This window comes from Solwaraspora sp. WMMD1047 (assembly GCF_029626155.1).
Lineage (GTDB): Bacteria > Actinomycetota > Actinomycetes > Mycobacteriales > Micromonosporaceae > WMMD1047.
This window is the reverse complement of the sequence record NZ_JARUBL010000001.1, coordinates 3,927,641-3,945,844: the sequence shown is the minus strand read 5'-3', so window position 1 is coordinate 3,945,844 and position 18,204 is coordinate 3,927,641. Positions and strand designations below refer to the sequence as shown.

The 18,204-nt window shown below is 74.6% G+C and carries 16 protein-coding genes; 9 read left to right on the top strand and 7 right to left on the bottom strand.

All coding sequences use genetic code 11. The annotated features are described in order from the left end of the window. Positions 1 to 76: 76 nt before the first annotated feature. Together O7627_RS17925 and O7627_RS17920 are read right to left on the bottom strand one after the other, a co-directional pair. Positions 77 to 868 (bottom strand): GntR family transcriptional regulator, encoded by a 792-nt coding sequence (locus tag O7627_RS17925; RefSeq protein ID WP_278098316.1) that lies wholly within the window; start codon positions 866 to 868, stop codon positions 77 to 79. A 161-nt stretch (positions 869 to 1,029) separates the two neighbouring features. Next, positions 1,030 to 1,899: a PAC2 family protein gene (locus tag O7627_RS17920; protein ID WP_278094667.1), complete on the bottom strand. Its 870-nt coding sequence runs from the start codon at positions 1,897 to 1,899 to the stop codon at positions 1,030 to 1,032. Positions 1,900 to 2,243: 344 nt separating this feature from the next. On the opposite strand from O7627_RS17920, the gene O7627_RS17915 reads away from it, so the two are divergent. From O7627_RS17915 to O7627_RS17890, 6 genes are all read left to right on the top strand, one after another. Beyond that, positions 2,244 to 2,804, top strand: a complete 561-nt coding sequence (locus O7627_RS17915; protein WP_278094666.1) for a helix-turn-helix domain-containing protein — start codon at positions 2,244 to 2,246, stop codon at positions 2,802 to 2,804. After that, the gene (locus tag O7627_RS17910; protein WP_278094665.1) at positions 2,801 to 4,039 is read left to right on the top strand and encodes an MFS transporter; all 1,239 of its coding nucleotides are present in this window, start codon (positions 2,801 to 2,803) and stop codon (positions 4,037 to 4,039) included. Before O7627_RS17915 ends, O7627_RS17910 begins: the two co-directional genes overlap by 4 nt. Positions 4,040 to 4,156: 117 nt before the next feature. Next, complete coding sequence (locus tag O7627_RS17905) at positions 4,157 to 5,737, top strand: glycosyltransferase 87 family protein (RefSeq protein WP_278094664.1); 1,581 nt, start codon at positions 4,157 to 4,159, stop codon at positions 5,735 to 5,737. Positions 5,738 to 5,961: 224 nt separating this feature from the next. Then, entirely contained in the window at positions 5,962 to 7,416 is a 1,455-nt protein-coding gene (locus O7627_RS17900) for a hypothetical protein (RefSeq protein WP_278094663.1), read from the top strand. 228 nt (positions 7,417 to 7,644) lie between these two features. Further along, positions 7,645 to 8,250, top strand: a complete 606-nt coding sequence (locus O7627_RS17895; RefSeq protein ID WP_278094662.1) for a response regulator transcription factor — start codon at positions 7,645 to 7,647, stop codon at positions 8,248 to 8,250. A gap of 235 nt (positions 8,251 to 8,485) precedes the next feature. Continuing rightward, the gene (locus O7627_RS17890; RefSeq protein ID WP_278094661.1) at positions 8,486 to 9,055 is read left to right on the top strand and encodes a response regulator transcription factor; all 570 of its coding nucleotides are present in this window, start codon (positions 8,486 to 8,488) and stop codon (positions 9,053 to 9,055) included. Here the strand turns inward: O7627_RS17890 and O7627_RS17885 are convergent. The 5 genes from O7627_RS17885 to lanKC all read right to left on the bottom strand — a co-directional run bounded on the left by O7627_RS17885 (position 8,971) and on the right by lanKC (position 16,113). Next, the gene (locus O7627_RS17885; protein ID WP_278094660.1) at positions 8,971 to 11,031 is read right to left on the bottom strand and encodes an ATP-binding cassette domain-containing protein; all 2,061 of its coding nucleotides are present in this window, start codon (positions 11,029 to 11,031) and stop codon (positions 8,971 to 8,973) included. The genes O7627_RS17890 and O7627_RS17885 overlap by 85 nt on opposite strands. Further along, complete coding sequence (locus O7627_RS17880) at positions 11,028 to 12,911, bottom strand: ABC transporter ATP-binding protein (protein WP_278094659.1); 1,884 nt, start codon at positions 12,909 to 12,911, stop codon at positions 11,028 to 11,030. The genes O7627_RS17885 and O7627_RS17880 overlap by 4 nt, the downstream gene beginning before the upstream one ends. Positions 12,912 to 13,028: 117 nt before the next feature. Beyond that, positions 13,029 to 13,148: a SapB/AmfS family lanthipeptide gene (locus O7627_RS17875; RefSeq protein WP_278094658.1), complete on the bottom strand. Its 120-nt coding sequence runs from the start codon at positions 13,146 to 13,148 to the stop codon at positions 13,029 to 13,031. A 53-nt stretch (positions 13,149 to 13,201) separates the two neighbouring features. Next, positions 13,202 to 13,321 carry a SapB/AmfS family lanthipeptide gene (locus O7627_RS17870; protein WP_278094657.1) on the bottom strand — a complete coding sequence of 40 codons (120 nt, stop codon included), beginning with the start codon at positions 13,319 to 13,321 and terminating at the stop codon, positions 13,202 to 13,204. A 32-nt stretch (positions 13,322 to 13,353) separates the two neighbouring features. Continuing rightward, on the bottom strand, positions 13,354 to 16,113 hold the full coding sequence (gene lanKC / locus O7627_RS17865; protein WP_278094656.1) for a class III lanthionine synthetase LanKC: 2,760 nt from the start codon (positions 16,111 to 16,113) through the stop codon (positions 13,354 to 13,356). 204 nt (positions 16,114 to 16,317) lie between these two features. On the opposite strand from lanKC, the gene O7627_RS17860 reads away from it, so the two are divergent. The 3 genes from O7627_RS17860 (at position 16,318) to O7627_RS17850 (ending at position 18,183) form a co-directional block, all read left to right on the top strand. Beyond that, positions 16,318 to 16,596, top strand: coding sequence for a DUF2087 domain-containing protein (locus O7627_RS17860; RefSeq protein ID WP_278094655.1), 279 nt, complete (start codon positions 16,318 to 16,320; stop codon positions 16,594 to 16,596). A gap of 31 nt (positions 16,597 to 16,627) precedes the next feature. Beyond that, on the top strand, positions 16,628 to 17,392 hold the full coding sequence (locus O7627_RS17855) for a neutral zinc metallopeptidase (protein WP_278094654.1): 765 nt from the start codon (positions 16,628 to 16,630) through the stop codon (positions 17,390 to 17,392). 77 nt (positions 17,393 to 17,469) lie between these two features. Beyond that, entirely contained in the window at positions 17,470 to 18,183 is a 714-nt protein-coding gene (locus tag O7627_RS17850; RefSeq protein WP_278094653.1) for an HAD family phosphatase, read from the top strand. Positions 18,184 to 18,204: the final 21 nt, after the last annotated feature.

The following is an 18,204-nucleotide window of genomic DNA, read 5'->3' as shown; positions in this document are numbered from 1 at the left end:
GCCCGAGGCGTCCGATGCCGGGCGGTCGGCGGGATCAGCCCCGGAGGCGGGGGGATCAGCCCAGGAGTCGGCGGGATCAGCCCAGGACGAGTCCCGGGTCGGGGTCCGGGTCCGGGCTGGGTCCGGGAATCCGGTACTGCTCGGTGAGCGTGGTCATCGGCCCGGGCCAGGTCGCCTGGGCCACCTCGATCGGCCGGTGGTCGGCGTCGAAGGCGACGTGCAGCAGGTGCAGCACCGGCGTGTCCGGCCGGACCTGCAGGATCTCGGCCTCCTCGCGGGTCGGCTGGCGGGCGCTGATCTGGTCGGTGGCCGAGGCGTAGCGCCGGCCGATGGCCTCCTCGGCCTCCTGGTAGAGCGGGCGGCCGTACGCCTCCATCCGTTCCAGCGAGGTGCCGGCGGCGTCGGTGAGCCGGAACCAGGAGGCGCCGACCTCGACCGGGACGTCCTCGGTGCGTACCAGGTGCCGGCGGACGAGCAGTTCGGTGCCGTCGCTGACCCCGAAGGCGTCGGCGACCTCCGGCGGGGCGGGTGCCCGGCCGACCTGGATGAGCTGCTGGCGGTACCGGGCGGCCAGGTCGGCGTGGTAGCCGCGATGTCCGCCGTAGCGGCCCCGGGAGAGCCGGTTGAGCCGGCGCCGGGTGCCGCGCACGTACGTCCCGGAGCCGGGCTTGGTGATCAGGACGCCCTCGACCCGGAGCTGGTCGATGGCCCGCTGCACGGTCTGTTTGGCGACGCCGAACAGCTCGGCGATCGCCGGGATGGACGGCAACCGGTCGCCGGCCGCCCAGTCCCCGTTGCGGATCCGGGCCCGCAGTTGCGCGGCGATCTGCCGGTGGGGGAACTCCGCCGCGCCCGGGTTGATCTGCACGGTCACCTCCGAAGCTGTCTGGGACCATAACACTAGGTTCCTAGGATGCCGTACGGAGTGTGACACGCCGGCCGACGACCCGCCGACAGCGGGGCCAACCGAGGAACGAGGGGAGTCAGTCCGGTGGGAAAGCCCGTACCGGCGTACGGCGGGTCAGGTGGTCACCAGGAGCCGGCGGTGGGGCCGGCCGAGCCGCCCCGGCGCCGCAGGTACTTCTCGAACTCCTGGGCGATCTCGTCGCCGGTGAGCGGCTGGATGCCGGCGTCGCCGACCCGTTCCTCCAGCTCCCGGACGTATTCGCCGAGCTCCGCGTCCTGCTCGGCGGCGGTGCGGACCCGCTGCTCCCACTCCGCCGCCTCCTCGGCCAGGTCGGCCATCGGTACCGGCAGGTCCAGCACGTCCTCGACCCGGTGCAGCAGCGCCAGGGTGGCTTTCGGACAGGGCGGGTTGTTCGCGTAGTGCGGCACGTGCACCCAGAACGAGACCGCGTCCACCTCGGCCCGGGTGGTGGCGTCGTGCAGTACGCCGACGATGCCGGTCGGGCCGTCGTAGCGGGTCGGGGTGAGTTGGTAGCGCTGGGCTGCGTCGGGGTCCGACGCGCTGCCGGTGATCGGCAGTGGCCGGGTGTACGGCACGTCCGCCAGCAAGGCGCCGAGCAGGACGACCCGGTTGACCTCCAGGCTGTGGCAGAGCTCCAGCACCTGTTCGCAGAAGGTCCGCCAGCGCATGCTCGGCTCGATGCCCCGGATCAGCACCACGTCCCGGTCGGTGCCCTCCGGGCTGGCGACCATGAACCGGGTGGTCGGCCACTCGACCCGGCGCGTCTCGCCGCCGGCCATGGTGACCGTCGGGCGGCTCACCTGGAAGTCGTAGAAGTCCTCCGGGTCCAGCTCGGCCACCTGCCGGGCCTGCCAGACCTGTTCCAGGTGTTCGACGGCGGCGGTGGACGCGTCGGCGGCGTCGTTCCACCCCTCGAAGGCGGCGATGGCCACGGGGGAGCGCAGGACGGGTAGGCCGTCGAACTCGGTCACGCCGGCACTCCGTCGCGTCCGTCCCGGAACCGCGCCGGCGGCCGCTCCTGGTTCACGTCGCCATGCCCGGTCGCTTGGTCCCTGTTGTCCCTCACGTTCGCCAGCCTACGTGGCTGATCGGAATGCGGCCCGCCGGCCGCGCCGGCCCACCTCGACGGGCGGAGCCGCCCGACGCGACGCGCGTCACAGCCGGTCCGTCCGGCGACGCCGCCGAGGTCTGCTCCAACCGGCCCGATCATCCCGACATCATCCGAGCCTCCGCCGGCACCGGCAACCCTCGGGCCGAGGACCGACCCCCAAACGGATATTGGACAGTGCGGAGGTCGGGTGTGATACTGCCCAACATGTCTTGGGGAGATGACGCCGACCGCGACCAGACCGTCGAGCTGCGCGCGCTCGCCCACCCGGTCCGGCTGCGGATCCTGTCGCTGCTGACCGGCGCGGACCTGACCGCCGCCGAGATCGCCCGCGAGCTCGACCTGACCCACGCCAACGCCAGCTACCACCTGCGACACCTGCTGGCCAGCGGCCTGATCGAGGTGGCCGGCGAGGAGCGGATCCGCGGCGGGGTGGCCAAGCGCTACCGGTACGACGTGACGGGCGACCTGGACCGTCCGGACCGTCCGGTGCCCGAGGGCGCGCCGCCGGACCCGCAGCAACGGCTGGTCTACGCCGCCCTCGCGGCCGAACTGCGCCGCCGGTCGGCGGCCATGCGCCGTTCCCAGCGCAACTACCTGGCCGACGCGGAGCTGTGGCTCGACCCCGATGCCTGGTCCGAGATCCGGGATCGGATCGCCGAGGCCAGCGACGACCTGCACCGGGCCGCCCGCCCGCCGCGCAGCGCCGGGACGGTGAAGATCAGCGCCACCGTCGCACTGTTCAGGATGGCGGAGCAGCCCCGATGACGGCGACCCTGGAACCCCTGCGGTACCTGACGTTCCGGTTGCTTGTCGTCGGCCGCACCGTCACGATGCTCGGCAACTCCGTGGCGCCGATCGCGCTCGGGTTCGCCGTCCTGGACCTGACCGGGTCGGCCCGCGACCTCGGCCTGGTGGTCGGCGCGCGGTCGGTGACGAACGTCGTCTTCGTGCTCTTCGGCGGGGTGCTCGCCGACCGACTGCCGCGTGGTCTGGTGCTGGTCGGGGCGAGCGCGTTCGCCGCCGGCACCCAACTCGCGGTCGCCGCCAGCGTCCTGACCGGGACCGCGACCATCCCGCTGCTGATCGGGCTTTCCGCCGTCAACGGGATCGCCGGCGCGATCGCCCTGCCGGCGGCCTCGGCGCTGCTGCCCCAGACCGTGCCCGCCGAGGTCCGGCAGCAGGCCAACGCGATAAACCGGCTCGGCTTCAACGGCGCGATGATCCTGGGCGCCTCGATCGGCGGTGTCCTGGTCGCCGCGGTCGGCCCCGGCTGGGGTCTGGCCGTCGACGCGGCCGCCTTCGCGCTGGCCGCGATCGTCTTCTCCCGACTGCGGGTCCCCAGCGCCGCCGCTGACCCGGTCGACGGCGTCGGTGGCGGCCCGGCCCGCGTCATCGCGGAGCTGCGCGAGGGTTGGGCGGAGGTTTCCTCCCGTACCTGGTTGTGGGTGGTGGTGGCGGGCGCCGCGGTCGTCAACGCCGCCCTCGCCGGTGGCCTGCACGTGCTCGGCCCGGTGGTCGCCGACGAGACGATCGGCCGGTTGGGTTGGGGGCTGGTGCTCGCGACCGAGACGGCCGGCATGGTGATCGGCGGCATCATCGCCCTGCGGTTGCGGATCCGCCGGTTCCTGCGGTTCGGGGTGATCTGCAGCCTCGGTGACGTGCTGCTGCTCGGCGCGCTCGGGCTGACTCCCCGGCTGGGGGTGCTGCTGCTCTGCGCGTTCGTGGCCGGGGTGGCGTTCGAGCAGCTGGGGGTGGCGTGGGAGACCACCATCCAGGAGCACGTCCCGCCCGAGAAGCTGGCACGGGTCTACTCCTACGACATGCTCGGGTCGCTGGTGGCGGTGCCGATCGGCCAGCTCGCGGCCGGACCGCTGGCCGACGCGTACGGCGCCCGCGCCACCCTGGTCGGGGCCGCCGTGCTGTGCGCGCTCGCCCTGCTCGGCATCCTGCTCAGCCGCGAGGTCCGCGAGATCCAGAACACCCTGCCCGCGACCGGCTGACCGAGCCGGTGGGCCGCGCCGATCGGTGGAGTCGGCGGTGACGGCGGTGTCACGAGCGGGTCGCGGGTCCGCCACGACGGCACCGTGCGGGCAGTGTCGTCTCTAGACTCCGCGACCATGGCGGGGCGCAGGGCGGGGCTGATCTGGCTTCTGTACGGAATCACCGCGGCCGTCTCCGTGGCGCTGGTGCTGCGACGGCCGAGCTGGGACCGCCTCTCCGACCTGCACATCTACCACGGCGCGGTGCGACACCTGCGGTCCGGCTCTCCGCTGTACTCCTACGTGGCCGACAACGGCGGTCCGTTCACCTACCCGCCGTTCGCCGCGGTGATCCTCTGGCCGATCGGCGCGCTCCCGGAGCCGGTGGTGCAGGCGGGCTGGCTGGCGGCCACCTGCGCGGCGGTGGTGGCCATCGCGGTGGCGCTCGGCGGCGTACTCGCGGTTGCCGGCCCGCGGCGGCAGCTGGTGATCGCGGCGGTCGCCTGCGCCCTGCTGGTTTCCGCCCCGGTGCAGAGCAACCTGCGGTTCGGGCAGGTCAGCATCTTCATCGTGCTGCTGGCCCTGGTCGACGGGATGGGACTGACGCCGGCCCGGTACCGGGGGCTGCTGGTCGGGATGGCGGCCGCCATCAAGCTGACCCCGCTGCTCTTCGTCGGCTACTTCCTGCTCGCCCGCCGGTACCGCGACGCGGCCCGGGCCGGCGCCGCGTTCGTCGGCTGTGCGGTGGTCGGCGCGGCGGTCCTGCCCGGCGACAGCCTGACCTTCTGGTCCGGCACCATCGTCAACACGTCTCGGATCGGCAACCTGGCATCGCTGGGCAACCAGTCGCTGCACGGGATGCTGCTGCGGGTCGGCGTGGACGGGAACACCCTGCCGGTGCTCTGGGCCGCGCTGGTCGTCGTGGTGTGCGGGGTGGCGCTGCTGCGGGCCCGGGCGCTGGAGTCGGCCGGACAGCCGGCGTACGCGGCGGTGCTGGTGGGCTGCGCGACGGTCGCGGCGTCGCCGGTCTCCTGGACGCACCACCAGGTCTGGCCGGTGCTGGCGGCGATGCTGCTGATCGGCACCCGGGGGGTGGCCCGCCGGGCGGCCGGTTTCGCCCTGCTGACCGTTCTGGTGCTGTCCCTCGGTGCCCTGCTCAGCCAGGTGTCCCGGACCACCGGCCTGCAGTTCCTCTTCGAGAACGCCCGGGCGCTGGCCGCCATCGCGATCTGTCTGGCCGGCTTCGGCGCGGTGGCGGTCACCGCCGGCCGGCGGGCTCCGGCCCGCCGCGGCGGCCTGCGGGTGGCGGCCGTGGCCGCGGTGACGCTGGCGTTCTTCGCCGTGCAGCCGTTGCCGGCCGGCGCCGATCCGACCTTCAAGGCGTACGCGATGTCCGACGTCGACAATCCGCGCTACTTCTTCGTCTGCCGAACGCGGGCGGACTGCGCCGCGTTCGCCGCCGGGGCGCCGATCAGGATCGGTACCGCGGCGGAGCGGACCAAGGTGCGGGTCAACGGTGTGGTCGACGCGACGATCGCCCGGCTGGAGTACCAGTCGGCGCCGGGCGGTGCCGCCCGGGTGATCCCGCTGCTGCCGGTGTACCCCGGGCAGCGGGCGTTCTCGTTCCGGTCGGCGAACCTGTCCCACGGTCGGCTGGTCGCGTACGACGCGGCCGGTACGCCGGTGGCCACCTACACCGAGGAACTGGCCGCCCGCTGACCGGCTGAGCGCGGCGGCAGCCCGTCAGCCGGGTCCGGGTCGGCCACGTTGACTGGCGCCGGGCGCGCGACGAGGGCGTCGGTCCACCAGCGACCGGCCGGATGCCGGCCGGGCGGTCCCGGTCCGGGTCGGAAACCGGTCAGTGGTGGTCCGGTCGGATGCGGCTGCGGCCACCCGGCGTTACGATTCGGCCGACCGACCAATTCGGAGGGTGACCAAGACGCATGGCAGCCGGGCTGAGAGCCGCCACCGGACCGTTGGGCCGCACCGGTCCGGCGGCTGGCGGCGCACCGGCGGTGTGGACGGCGGCGCGGGCCGCGTTGATCGGCGCGGCGGCCGTCCTGGCGTACCTGCTCCTCGCCCTGCTGGACGACCCCGCGCGGGCCGACGCCGCCCCTCCCGGCGGCGGGCCGTCCCTTCTCGGCGCCGTGGACCAGACCGTGGACGCCGTCGGCGATGCGCTGACCACGCCGCCCACCGGCACCGGCGACCGTGCGGAGACACCCGCGGCCGTCAGGGACCGGGAGGAGACGCCCGCGGCGGTGGACGACCGGGTGGCGCGCTCCGCGCCCGACCGGTCGCCGCGTGGCACCGCCGGCTCCGATCCCGCCAACCCTCAACGGGTACGCCCCGCCCCGCCCCGCCCTGCGCCGCCCCGCCCCGCGCCGCCCCGCCCGGAGTTGCTCCGTCCGGAGCTGCCCAGTCCGGCGCTGACGCATGCCGGCGTGGAACGTCCGGACCGGACGGTGCCGACGGTCGCGGGTCGGGAGCCCGCCGCCGACGAGGTGTCGACGGTGCGGCCCGAGCCGCTGACCGCTCCGAAGAACCCGCTACCGGTGCTCCTCGGCGCTCCAGCCACGACCGCTTCCCCAGCCAGCGCCGATTCCCTGGCGGCTCCCCTGGCGACGACGGACACCCGAGCCGCGACCGTCCCTCCGGCGATCACCGGACTTCCGGTGCCGACGCGGCTGACCTCGGACCCGGTGCCCGCCGCGGTGGCCGTGCTGGACCCGGTGCTCGCGGTGGCGGACCCGGTGGTGGGGGTTGTACCGCAGGTGGTGACCGCCGTGGCACCGGTACTCGCAGCCGCGGAGCCGGTGGTGGCGGCGGTCGTCGGCCCGGTCGTGGCGGTGGCGGCGGTCGTGGAGCCGGTGGTGGCGGCCGCGGAGCCGGTGGTGGCGGTGCTGCGGCCACCGGCGGTTGAGCTGCTGCCGGTCGCACCCGTGGCGCTCCGAGGGGTCACCGGGCTGCCGCCTGACTCGTCGGTGTCACCGGCGAGGTACTCCGGCGGCGGCGCCCCGCCGGAGTTCGGTCCCGTCGCGGACCACCCACCCGCGGCGCTCCCTGACGGCCCCGGGCCGACCGTCCCGGCGGACGCCGGCGCCCCGCTCGCACCGACCCTCGCCTTCCAGACCACCGGCATCCACCGGTCCGGCCAGTCGGCCGGGCTGCGGCCGGCGTCCCGGCCGGCGGCATCCGGCCCCACCGAGCGACCGGGCGACACCAGGCCCGGCTCCGGGGGCCAGCAGGCCGGCGCAGGACCGCCCGGCGGGGAGCGGACGCCCGCGCTGGGCGCCGAACACTCGTCCGCCGCCACGCCCGGCGTACCGCCGGTGGCCCCGACAGCCGGCCGCGTTCTCGTCGGCCGGTTGCCCGGCGTACCTACCTCGCCTGGCTGACCTTCCCGGCGTGGCCACCGTTCCGGCCGCGCCGTACCCGGTCGTCCCGCCCCGTTCCGCTGGCCGGGCCGGCCGGCAGTCCGCTGCCCCGGTGGGACGCCGTGCGCCTCGACGCGCCGGTCGGTAGGCGGCACCACATACCTCGTCCTAATCCGTCGGGACCCGTGGTAACGACACGTCGGCCCGACGTCGCCTGAGTCTGCGCATTGCAAGAACGGAGAAGGCCTCGTGGCCCGAATTCTCATCGTCGAAGAGGTGGGATTGTTGCGGCGCGCACTGCGCACCGTGTTGTCGAATGAGGACGATCTGGAGGTCATTGCCGACCTCGCCCGCGTCCAGGACGCCCTCGGCCTCGCCCGGGCGGTACGGCCCGACGTACTCGTCATGGACATCGGGGCCGGTGGACCGGCCGCGTGGGCGCTGGTCGACCGGCTCACCCGGGAGGTCCCGGAGTGCGCCGTGCTGGTGTTGAGCGCGGTGCCCGGCCCGGACACGCTGCAGGCGGCGCTGCGTGCCGGCGTACGCGGCTTCGTCGGCAAGGACCTCCCGCCGGCCGACCTGGTCGACCAGATCCGTGCCGTGCTGAAGGGGGAGTTGGTGGTGGATCCGGGCGCCGCCATGGCCGCCCTGAACCCACCGCCGATGCCGCTCACCGAGCGGGAACGGGAGGTGCTCCGGGTCGCCGCGGAAGGTCTGCCGCTGAAGGAGATCGCCAGCCGGCTGTTCCTGGCCCATGGAACCGTCCGCAATCACCTGTCGTCGATCATGCGGAAGACCGGAACCCGCAACCGGATGGAGGCGATCCGGCAGGCCCGCCAGGACGGCTGGATCTGACTGTCCGGTCCGATTCACCGGCGGGGTGGGTGCGCGTTCGGCCCGCCCGGCCGGGGTGCCCGACAGCCGTCCGGGCGGCGCTGCGATCCACCGTGCCGGGACCGCATTTCTCGTCGGGCGGCGGGAGGGGCGCCATGTTTCAATGTTTACAGCTAGTGATCTCGTGGCTGCGAACCGGAGGGTGGATGTGATCCGCACGCTGCTCGCACTCGATGGAGCCCTCATCCGTGGGGCGTTGGCATTCGTTCTGAGCATGCAACCCGACATCGAGGTGGTGGCGGAGGTCGACCGGGCCGGCGAGATCGAGCCGGCGCTACGGGCGCACTGTCCACAGGTCCTGGTGATCGACCTGAACCTGTTCGGCCCGGACGGGCCGCCCGGCTGTGACCAGAATTCCGGAGTGGACCTGCCCTGCCCCATCCTGCTGCTGGTCGAGCCGCGTCGGGCGGGTGCGGTCGCCGCGGCGCTGCGCGGCGGTGGCGAAGCGATGCGCAACGTCGGGTTCCTCGGCAACGACGTGGCCCCGGAGCGGGTGGTGGAGGGCATCCGCCGGCTGTTCCGCGGTGAGCCGGTGCTCGATGGGGGACTGGTCGCCGCCGCGCTGGCCACGGCCAGCCCGCTGACCAGCCGCGAGGCGGAGATCCTGAGCATCGCGGCAACCGGTTGGCCGATCAAGGAGATCGCCGCGAAGCTGTCACTGTCTCCGGGTACGGTGCGTAATCACCTGTCGCGGATCGCCGGCAAGTGCGGCGCCCGGACCCGGATCGAGTCGGTACGGATCGCCCGCGAGGCGGGTTGGATCTGATCGCTGACACCGGGTCCGTCCTGCCAGTGGCCGACCAGATCGCGGTAGGTCGGTGACCGGCCCAGCAGCTCCTCGTGCCGGCCGAACAGCGGGGTCCCGCCGTCGATGACGAGGACCCGGCGGGCCCGCAGGGCGGAGCTGATCCGGTGTGCGACCACGATCAGGGTGCCCGGCCGGCGGGCGAAGGCCCGCTCCACCTGCGCCTCCGCGGCCGGGTCCAGGTGACAGGTCGCCTCGTCCAGGATCACCAGCGGCGCCGGCGAGAGGTACGCCCGGACCGCCGAGATGAGCTGGCGTTCGCCGGCCGACAACGCCGCCGGGTCGACCAACGCGTCGAGGCCGCCGAGTCGTCGGGCCAGCGCCGTCATGCCGAGCGCGTCGATGGCGGCGGTGAGTTCGGCCGCGCCCGCGGCCGGGTTCAGGTAGCGCAGGTTCTCCGCCAGCCGCCCGCTGAACACGTATGCCTGCTGCGGGATGAGGACCCGCCGGCCGGCCAACGCCGTCCGGCTGGCCAGCCCTGCTGCGTCCGGCCCGGTGGCGCTGGCCGGCACCGGGCGTCCGGCCAACCGTACCGAGCCGGCGTCCGGGATCAGCAGGCCGGCGATCAGCGCGGCCAGGGTGGACTTGCCGGCGCCGCTGGGCCCGACGATGGCCAGGTGGTCGCCCGCGGGCAGGGTGAGGTCGAACCCGTCGAGTACGGGTCGGGCCGCCGATCCGTACCGGAAGGTGAGGCCTCGCACCGCGACGGCAGGTCCGCCGTTCTCCCCGTCGGCGGGCGCCGACCTGTCAGGCGTCCAAGTCGCAGCCGACCTGTCAGGCGTCCAAGTCGCAGTCGACGAAACGGCGGACGGTCGACCGCCAGCCGACTCCGCCACGGCTCGGTCCGATCCGGTCATGGACGACGGTCCGGTCATGGACGACGGTCCGGTCATGGACGACGGTCCGGTCATGGACGGTGGTGCGGTGATGACCGGCGGGCTTGCGTCGGTCGATGGGTGGGCGGTGGCCCGCAGGATCCGGCGCAGCGTCACGGCGTACCGCAGGCCGCCGACCGCGACGCCCTTGACCAGGGCGTGCAGGGCCGGCTGCAGCCCGGTTGACAGGTAGACCAGGGCGCCCAGGATGGCGCCGGCGGTCAGGCCCCGCCGCACCAGCCATGGCGCGGCCAGCAGCAGCACGACCAGGGGCAGCCAGCCGCCGACGGCGAGGGTCAGGCCGCGCACCGCCGCCATCCGGGCCAGCGACCGCTCGGCGGTTGCCTGCGCCTCGATCCGGGCGCCGACGGTCGCCTCGACCCGCGACTGCCCGCCACAGGCCACGATGTCGCGGTGGCCGGCCAGTGCCGCGCCCGCCGCCTCGCCGAGCCGCTCGTCGGCCAGCACGTAGTCCCGCTGTCGCGCCGCCATCGCCGGCAGGGCCGCCGCGAACAGCGCGAGTCCGACCAGCAGCGGACCGGCGACCAGCGCCGCCAGCACCGGGGCGAGGGAGAGCAGGCCGAGCAGGGCGGCGCCGGCGGTGAAGACGAAGCCACGGACGACCATCACCAGCCCCGCGAAGGTGTCGCGGACGATCTCCACCTGATGGGTGAGCCGGGCCACCGCGGCGGTCTGCGGCCGGCCGCCAGGGCTGGTGGCGTGGTGGAGCGCGCCACCGACCACCCGCCGGGCCAGGTCGTCGCGGAACGGTTCCACCAGGTCACCCAGGCAGGCGTACGCCCGGGTGGTGCCGACCGCGCCGACGAGCACCGCGGCCGCCAGCCCGCCGAGCCAGGCCAGGCCGGGGCCGAGCCGCCCGGCGAGGAATCCGTCGTCCACCGCCCGCGCGGTCAGGTAGCCGGCCAGCAGGGTGGGCAGCGCCTCGGCCACCGACCAGCCGCCCAACCGGGCCAGCGTGCCGGGCCGTCCGCGCAGCGCCGACCAGCTCACCGCCCGGACGCCGTCCCCGGTCGCCGCAGGACCCGGCCCGCCCCAGGTCATCGGCTACTCCCGTTCGCTCCGCCCCGCGGCTGCTTGCCTCCGCCCGCCGGCTGGTTCGCACCGACGTAGCTGTGGTCCACACTGACGGGCCGCTGGTTCGGCCCGCCCGCCGGCTGGTCGGCACCGACGGGGCTCTGGTCCACCCCGACAGGTTGCTGGTCGGCACCGCCGACCGGCTGGTCGGGCGGTTGGAACACGGCCCGGTAGGCCGGGTCCGCCCACAGGTCCCGGTGCCGGCCCACCGCGCGCAACCGGCCCGCGTCGAGCCAGGCCACCACGTCCGCGGCGGCGGCGGTGGCCGTCCGGTGGGTGACGATCAGCCGGGTGCGGCCGTGCAGGTGGGTGACCAGCGCCCGGGCGATCCGGTGTTCGGTCGCGGTGTCCAGACTGGATGTCGCGTCGTCGAGCACGAGCAACCGTTCGCCGTGCAGGGCCCGGGCCAGCCCCAGCCGCTGCGCCTCCCCGCCCGACATCGGCACCTCGGCCAGGGGGGTGCGGTAGCCGGCCGGCAGCCGCTCGACGAAGTCGTCGATCGAGGCCGTGCGGGCCGACCGCCGGACCCGCTCCGGCGGCGCGGAGTCACCGGTGCTGTCCAGGCCGAGGCCGATCACGTCGGCGACGGTCTCGCCGACCAGGACCGGCCGCTCGAAACCGTAACCCACCGCCCGGCGCAGCGCCGCCGGGGTCAGCTCGCGCAACGGCAGGCCGTCGAGCAGGACGTCGCCGGAGTCCGGGTCGCGCAGCCGACCGGCGACCTCGGCCAGGGTCGACTTGCCGGCGCCGGAGGGGCCGATCACCGCGATCGTTCCGCCCGCGGGCAGGTCCAGGTCGATCCGGTCGAGAATCGGTCGGCCGTCGACGGCGGACACGGTCACGTCCCGCAGCCGCAGCCGTCCGGCACCCGGCGGCAGGGCCCGGCTGCCGTGGTCACGGGCCGGCTCGGACAGGATCATCGCGACCCGGTGCGCCCCGGCCCGGGTACGCACCAGCCGGCTCAACGTGTTGACCACCGTGCCGAGACCGGCGCCGAGGGCGGCGTACCCGATGGCGGCCACCAGTTGGCCGGCGGACAGCCGGCCGGCCGACACCGACCAGCCGCCGACCGCGATGATCGCGAGCTGCAGCAGCGGCGCCACCGCCGCCGTCCGGCCGGCGGCCCGGGCCAACGCGTGCCAGGTCCGCTCGCCGTGCGCGCGCAGTTCCGGCAGCGGCTGCAGCACCCGGTCGATCTCGGCCGGCAGGGTGCCGGCCGCGGCGATCGTCCGGGCGCCGGCGAGCGCCTCCAGCAGTCGTCCGGCGATGCCGGCCTGGGCCCGCAGGTAGCCGCGGGCGGCGGTCGAGGAGTCGGCGACGAAGGCGCGCAGCAGGACCGCGAGCAGCAGCAGACCGGCGACGAAGGTGACGGCGAGCCACGGGTCGAGCAGGGCCAGGGCGACCACGCTGCCGGCCGACGGGAGCAGCGCGGTGAGCCCGAGGATCACGGTGGCGCCGGCATGGCCGGTGTCGGCGGCCTGCCCGATCAGCCGGCCGACCAGGTCCCCGACCGGGTACCGGCCGGCGGTGCGCGGGTCCAGGGCCAGTAGGTGCCGCAGCAGGTGCTGACGGATCCTGGCGGTGGACCGCGCGGTGCCGGAACCGCTGGCCAGGTCGCCGAGGGCGTCACCGGCCACGATCACCGCGACCAGGGCGCAGGCCAGCGCCGGCCACCAGGAATGGCCGGCGCCCAGGGCGGCGTCCACGGCCAGCCCGAGGACGGCCGGCAGACACAGTTCGGCCGCCGCACCCAGCGGTGCGACGGCCAACAGGAGGACGGTCCAGCCGCCACCGTGCCGGACCGCCTGTCGCAGCAGCCGGAGATCGGCAGGCCCGGCCAGGTCCACTACGTCTCCCGAGGTGTTCTCGTTCGGTACGCCCGGGCACGCGGCACCCGAGCCCGGACAGCGGCTTGTCCTGGGCGGGCACGTATGCCCACCCAGGACCCCGCTGGTGACCTGAGATCAGTCGCAGGTCGTCACGGACAGCGAGCTGTCGCCGCAGAGCAGCAGGCTCGCCCGGCTTCCGCCGCCGCCGTCGGTCCGGTCGGTCAGCTCCATCCCCTGAAGGTCGAGAAGCGTCATGTCGTACACCTTCCTTTCGAGTGTCCGGTCTGGATTGCGTTGGTGGCCTGGGATCAGTTGCAGGTGGTCACGGACAGCGAGCTGTCGCCGCAGAGCAGCAGGCTCGCCCGGCTTCCGCCGCCGCCGTCGGTCCGGTCGGTCAGCTCCATCCCCTGAAGGTCGAGAAGCGTCATGTCGTACACCTCCTTCGAGTGTCCGGTTCGGATCACCCTCGCGGTCGCGAGGGGAGCTGTGTGGCGCCGGTGAGCGGCGCCAGGAAGGGCAGGGTCACCGGCTCGGGGGAGAGCGCGGTGCCGAGCGCGAGCAGGGTCCCGGCGGTGCCGGTGGCCAGGTCCATCGACAGCCGCAGCAGCTGGTCACCGGGGAAGGCGACGGAACCGCGGTACGGCATGGCGTGCCAGCCCAGCCGCCGCACCTGGGCGGCCAGCTCGATCCGGTCCTCGGTCCGGTCCGGCCCACTGCCCGCCGGTCCGGCCTCGGCGGCGACCCGGGCGGCCAGGTAGGCGATGATGCCGGCCCGCCCGGCGAAGAGCCCGGACTGCGCGTAGAACGGGGACCGGGCGGCACGGCGGATCGCGGCGGCGGCCCGCGCCAGCCGGTCGTCGTCCGGGCGGTGTCGCAGGTACTGGTCGAGCACCAGGCCGATGCCGACGCTGCCGTGCGCCAGGTAGGGCATGCTCCGCCAGCCCTCGTTGACCTCCAGTGCGCCGTCCGGTCGCAGCAGGCAGCGGCGCAGGTCGTGCCGGAGCGCGGCGCCGGCCCGGTCGAGCAGCGCCGGGTCGCCGGTGACCTCGTGGAAGCGCAGGTACATCAGCGCCGGGCCGGTGCGGCCCCGGGTCAGACCGGCGTACGGGTGGCGGCCGCCGCTGATCTGCGTACCGCCCGGCTCGTCGGGGTTGTCCGGCTCGTCGGTGTCGGGATCGGCGGCGAGCCGCTCGGTCACCAGCTCGACGGCGCGCTGCGCCGCGTCCCGCAGGGCGGGCTCGCCGGTACGGGCGGCGAACTCGGCCAGGTTGAGCGCCACTCCGCTCAGGCCGCTGGCGAGGTCCGGTCCGAGCTGCTCCCACGGCTCGTTCAGGCAGACGTCGAGGACGTCGAGGGCGTCCTGCCGCCGGCCGAGCCGCTCCAGCGCGTACGCGACTCCGTGCAGACCGTCGTAGAGTCCGCAGCGGCTGCCCGACGGTGCGTCCAGGGCCCGCTTGACCAGCCACTGTTCGTGTTCGGGAAACCGGCCGGCGCCGGTGCCGGCGAGGGTGTCGAGCACCCCGGCGGCGCCGTAGGCGAGGTTGAGTCCGCCGGTGCGGAACTGGTCGATGTCGCCGGGGAAGAGCCGGTCGTCGCGGTCCGGGGTGGCGCTGGCGAGGATCGCCGCGGCCAGCCGGCCCCGCAGGTCCGGCCACCGGCCCGGGTCGGCGTCGAGGTCCGGCGCGGGGAACCCGGCGCCGAGCCGCCCGGCCGGGCGGGCCGTGCCGGCCGGCGGACCGGTCATGTCGGCGGTGCGTCCGGTGGGGGCGGGCACCGTGGCCGGCGCTCCGGCGGGCGCGGCGGCCTCGGCGGGGGTGCCGACGATCTCGGCGATCGCCTGGTCGAAGGCCGAGCGCGGCACCGGGAAGTGGCTCGCGATCACGTCGGCCAGGTGGGCGGCCTTCTCCGGGGCCAGCCGGACCAGCGGGGTCAGCGGCAGGAACAGCGCCAGCTTCAGGCAGGCCAGGGCGTACCGGTCGACGGCGAAGCCGGTCCGGTCGCGGGGCGCCGCGAAGCCCTGGTTGCGCAGGCCCGGGCGGCCCGGTTCGTCGACCGGCGCGGCCACCTCGAAGTCGACCAGGGTGACCTCGTCGTCGGGGCCGATCATGATGTTGAACAGGTGCAGGTCGCCGTAGACGACGCCGCGCCCGTGGATCGCGTCGATGGCCCGCTCGACCTGCTCGTGCACCCGCAGCGCCCAGGCCGTGTAGTCGGCGAAGTCGGCCGGGGTGGCGTCGGCGTCGGTGAGCGGGTAGCGCTCGACCAGCAGTTTGTTGAGCGGGCGGCCGTCGACGAACTCCAGCGCCAGGAAGCGGTGGTCGGCCAGGCCGAACTCGTCGTGCACCCGGGGGATCCGGGCCACTCCGGCGAGCCGGCGCAGCATCCGGGCCTCGCGGTCCAGCCGGGTGACGGCGTCGGTGCCGGTGGCGTCGAGGCCGGCGTGTGGGCGGGCCTCCTTGAGGACGACCCGGGCGTCGGTGCGGGTGTCGCGGCCGACGTAGAGCCCACCGCCGTTGGAGAAGTGGATCACCCGCTCGATCTGGTACGGCAGGCCGGTGGTGGTGGTGGCGTTGCGGGCGGCCAGGTGCGGGGTGAGGAAGTCCGGCAACCGCACCCAGTCGGGCAGGTGGAAGACCGGGTCCCGGCGGTCCGGGACCAGGGTGCCGGACCCGTCCTCGATGGCCGGCACGACCTGGCCCTCCGGTGACAGGCAGTAGCGGGCTGCGAAGCCGCCGTAGCGCAGGTACACCGGCCCGGAGCCGTAACGCAGGTCGCTGAGGATGTAGGGTCCCGGCTCACCGGCGAGCAGCTCGTCGAGCTCCTTGCAGACCAGTTCCAGCTCCGCCTCGTCACGGGGGTAGATGGTGACGAACTTCCCGCTGGAGCCGCGCCGGGCGTACTTGGCGTTGCGCAGCAGCAGCATCCGCGGCCCGCGGAGGAACTTGAACGGCAGCCCCCGCGGCACGCAGTAGTCCCAGGCGGCGTCGAGGATCCGGTCGGCGTTGTCCAGGCAGGCCGACAGGTGCACCTTCCAGCCCTGCTGCGGCAGGTCGCCGCCCTCGGGGCCGTAGATGAACCAGTCGTCGCTGGGCTCGCGCCGCCAACCCGGCGGGACCGGGCGGTCGGCGGCGCTGAACTCGGTGGTCCGGGTGCTGGCGCTGGCAACGGAGTCGTAGAACAGCGGGTCCACCGCGCAGTAGGTGTCGTACCGCTCGTCCATCGCTCGCCTCCTCCGGATCGACCCCTAGGGGATGCCCTGACTCATCGACGTGTTCGAGTCTCGTGGCTGGGACAGGGGCGCAGCTAGTGCGTAAAGTCATGACGCTGCGTGCAGGCCGCACGGACATCCGTGACAGAAGTCAGGTTTGGCGGACCGGCCCGCGGGGGACGGAAACCGGCTTGCCCGGGCCGATAGCGTGCCGCTGTGGCGGTTGATCGGGAGAAGGTCCTCGGCGCGTTCCTGCGCGACGGCCGGCTGGTGGCCCTGCCGGCCCGGGCCGGCAAGCGCCGGGTGGTGCTCGACCATGTGGTGGCGGCCTTCGAGCCGGGGGTGCGGATGCGCGAACCCGAGGTGGACGCGGTGTTGCGCGACTTCTACGCCTACGACTGGGTGTCGCTGCGCCGCTACCTCATCGACGAGGGGCTGCTGACCCGCCGCGACGGCTGGTACTGGCGGACCGGCGGGCCACCGGGCCAGCTCTGACCGCCCCGGACCGAGGGTCGGCGGATGGGCGATGATGGAGCGGTACGGCCCGAGGGAGGCGTTCATGGCGCGATGGTGGAGCGGCCGGGCCGCTGACCGGCCGGTGGCGCTCGGCCTGGCCGTCGCGGTGGCCGTGACGCTGGCCTGCGGTCTCGCCCCGGCCGGCGAGGAGCCGGGCGCCGATCCGCCCGCCGCCCGCGGCACCGACGGCACCGACGTGGACGGCACCGACACCGCGGAGGAGTTCGAGGCGGACATCGGTGACGCCGTCGCCCTCGCCGAACGGTACTGGGCCGCGACGTTCGAGGCGTCCGGGCAGCGGTTCCAGCCGATCCGCCGAGTGATCACCTACGAGCGCGACGGCGAGATCGACTGCGCTGGTCTGGAGGTGCCCCGCAACAACGCGGTCTACTGTTCGGCCGGCGACTTCATCGCCTACGACCTCAACTGGGCCTTCGCCGCGTTCCGGCAGATCGGTGACGCGTTCGTGTTCTACCTGCTCGGCCACGAGTACGCCCACGGCGTCCAGGTCCGCCTCGGCATCCGGTACGACTTCACCATCCAGCAGGAACTGCAGGCCGACTGCCTGGCCGGCGCCTACCTGGGCGACTCGGTGCGCGACCGGTCGTTGACCGTCGCCGACGGCGACCTCGACGAGTTCCGCGACGGGCTGTTCGCGGTGGCCGACGACCCCGGCCAGCCCTGGTTCGCCGAGGGCGCGCACGGCACCGCCGAGCAACGCACCAACGCCTTCTTCAACGGCTACGAGCGCTCCCTGGCCGCCTGCGACCTGTGAGGCCTCGGCCCGCCGGTCTGAGGCGTCGGACACACCGGCGGCCGCGAACCGGCCGGTGCGGCGGCGACCCTGGCACCATGGCACCCGACCCGCACCGACCCGGGGAGGACCCGCTGAGCCGCCGCCAGCCCGCCGCCGTTCTTTTCGACATGGACGGCACCCTCGTCGACAGCGAGAAGCTGTGGGGGATCGCCATCGCGGAACTCGCCGCCGAGTACGGCGGCACGGTGTCGCCGGCCGCCCGGTTGGCGATGGTCGGCACCAGCATGGCCGGCTCGATGGAGATCCTCCACGCCGACCTCGGCCAACCCTGGCGGGACGCCGCGGCCGGCGCGGCCTGGCTGGAGCGCCGGGTCGCCGAGCTGTTCGTCGAGGAACTGCCGTGGCGGCCCGGGGCCTCCGCCCTGCTGCGCGCCGTCCGGGCCGCCCGGATCCCGACCGCGCTCGTCACCTCCACCTCCCGGCAACTGGTGGAGCTGGCCCTGCTCACCCTGGGCCGGGAGAACTTCGACGTGGTGGTCTGCGGCGACGAGGTGACGGCCAACAAGCCGCACCCGGAGCCGTACCTGACCGCCGCCCGGCTGCTGGGCGTGCCGGTGGGCCGGTGCGTGGCGATCGAGGATTCGCCGGCCGGGGTGGCCAGCGCGCTGGCCGCGGGGGCCGCGGTGCTCGCCGTACCGGGGGACGTGGCGCTCGACCCGGCCGGCGGCGTACACGTGCGGGAGAGCCTGACCGGCGCGGACCTGGCCCTGCTGGCGACCCTGCTGGCGCCGGTCGACCTGCCCCGCTGAACCCGGCTCGGCGGGCCGCCC

Excerpts from the sequence above, each read along its gene's own strand:
- O7627_RS17900 (WP_278094663.1), top strand. The coding sequence starts at position 5,962 with ATGGCAGCCGGGCTGAGAGCCGCCACCGGACCGTTGGGCCGCACCGGT.
- O7627_RS17885 (WP_278094660.1), bottom strand. The coding sequence starts at position 11,031 with ATGACCTGGGGCGGGCCGGGTCCTGCGGCGACCGGGGACGGCGTCCGG.
- O7627_RS17875 (WP_278094658.1), bottom strand. The coding sequence starts at position 13,148 with ATGACGCTTCTCGACCTTCAGGGGATGGAGCTGACCGACCGGACCGAC.
- O7627_RS17905 (WP_278094664.1), top strand. The coding sequence starts at position 4,157 with ATGGCGGGGCGCAGGGCGGGGCTGATCTGGCTTCTGTACGGAATCACC.
- lanKC (WP_278094656.1), bottom strand. The coding sequence starts at position 16,113 with ATGGACGAGCGGTACGACACCTACTGCGCGGTGGACCCGCTGTTCTAC.
- O7627_RS17850 (WP_278094653.1), top strand. The coding sequence starts at position 17,470 with ATGGCACCCGACCCGCACCGACCCGGGGAGGACCCGCTGAGCCGCCGC.
- O7627_RS17870 (WP_278094657.1), bottom strand. The coding sequence starts at position 13,321 with ATGACGCTTCTCGACCTTCAGGGGATGGAGCTGACCGACCGGACCGAC.
- O7627_RS17910 (WP_278094665.1), top strand. The coding sequence starts at position 2,801 with ATGACGGCGACCCTGGAACCCCTGCGGTACCTGACGTTCCGGTTGCTT.
- O7627_RS17855 (WP_278094654.1), top strand. The coding sequence starts at position 16,628 with ATGATGGAGCGGTACGGCCCGAGGGAGGCGTTCATGGCGCGATGGTGG.
- O7627_RS17915 (WP_278094666.1), top strand. The coding sequence starts at position 2,244 with ATGTCTTGGGGAGATGACGCCGACCGCGACCAGACCGTCGAGCTGCGC.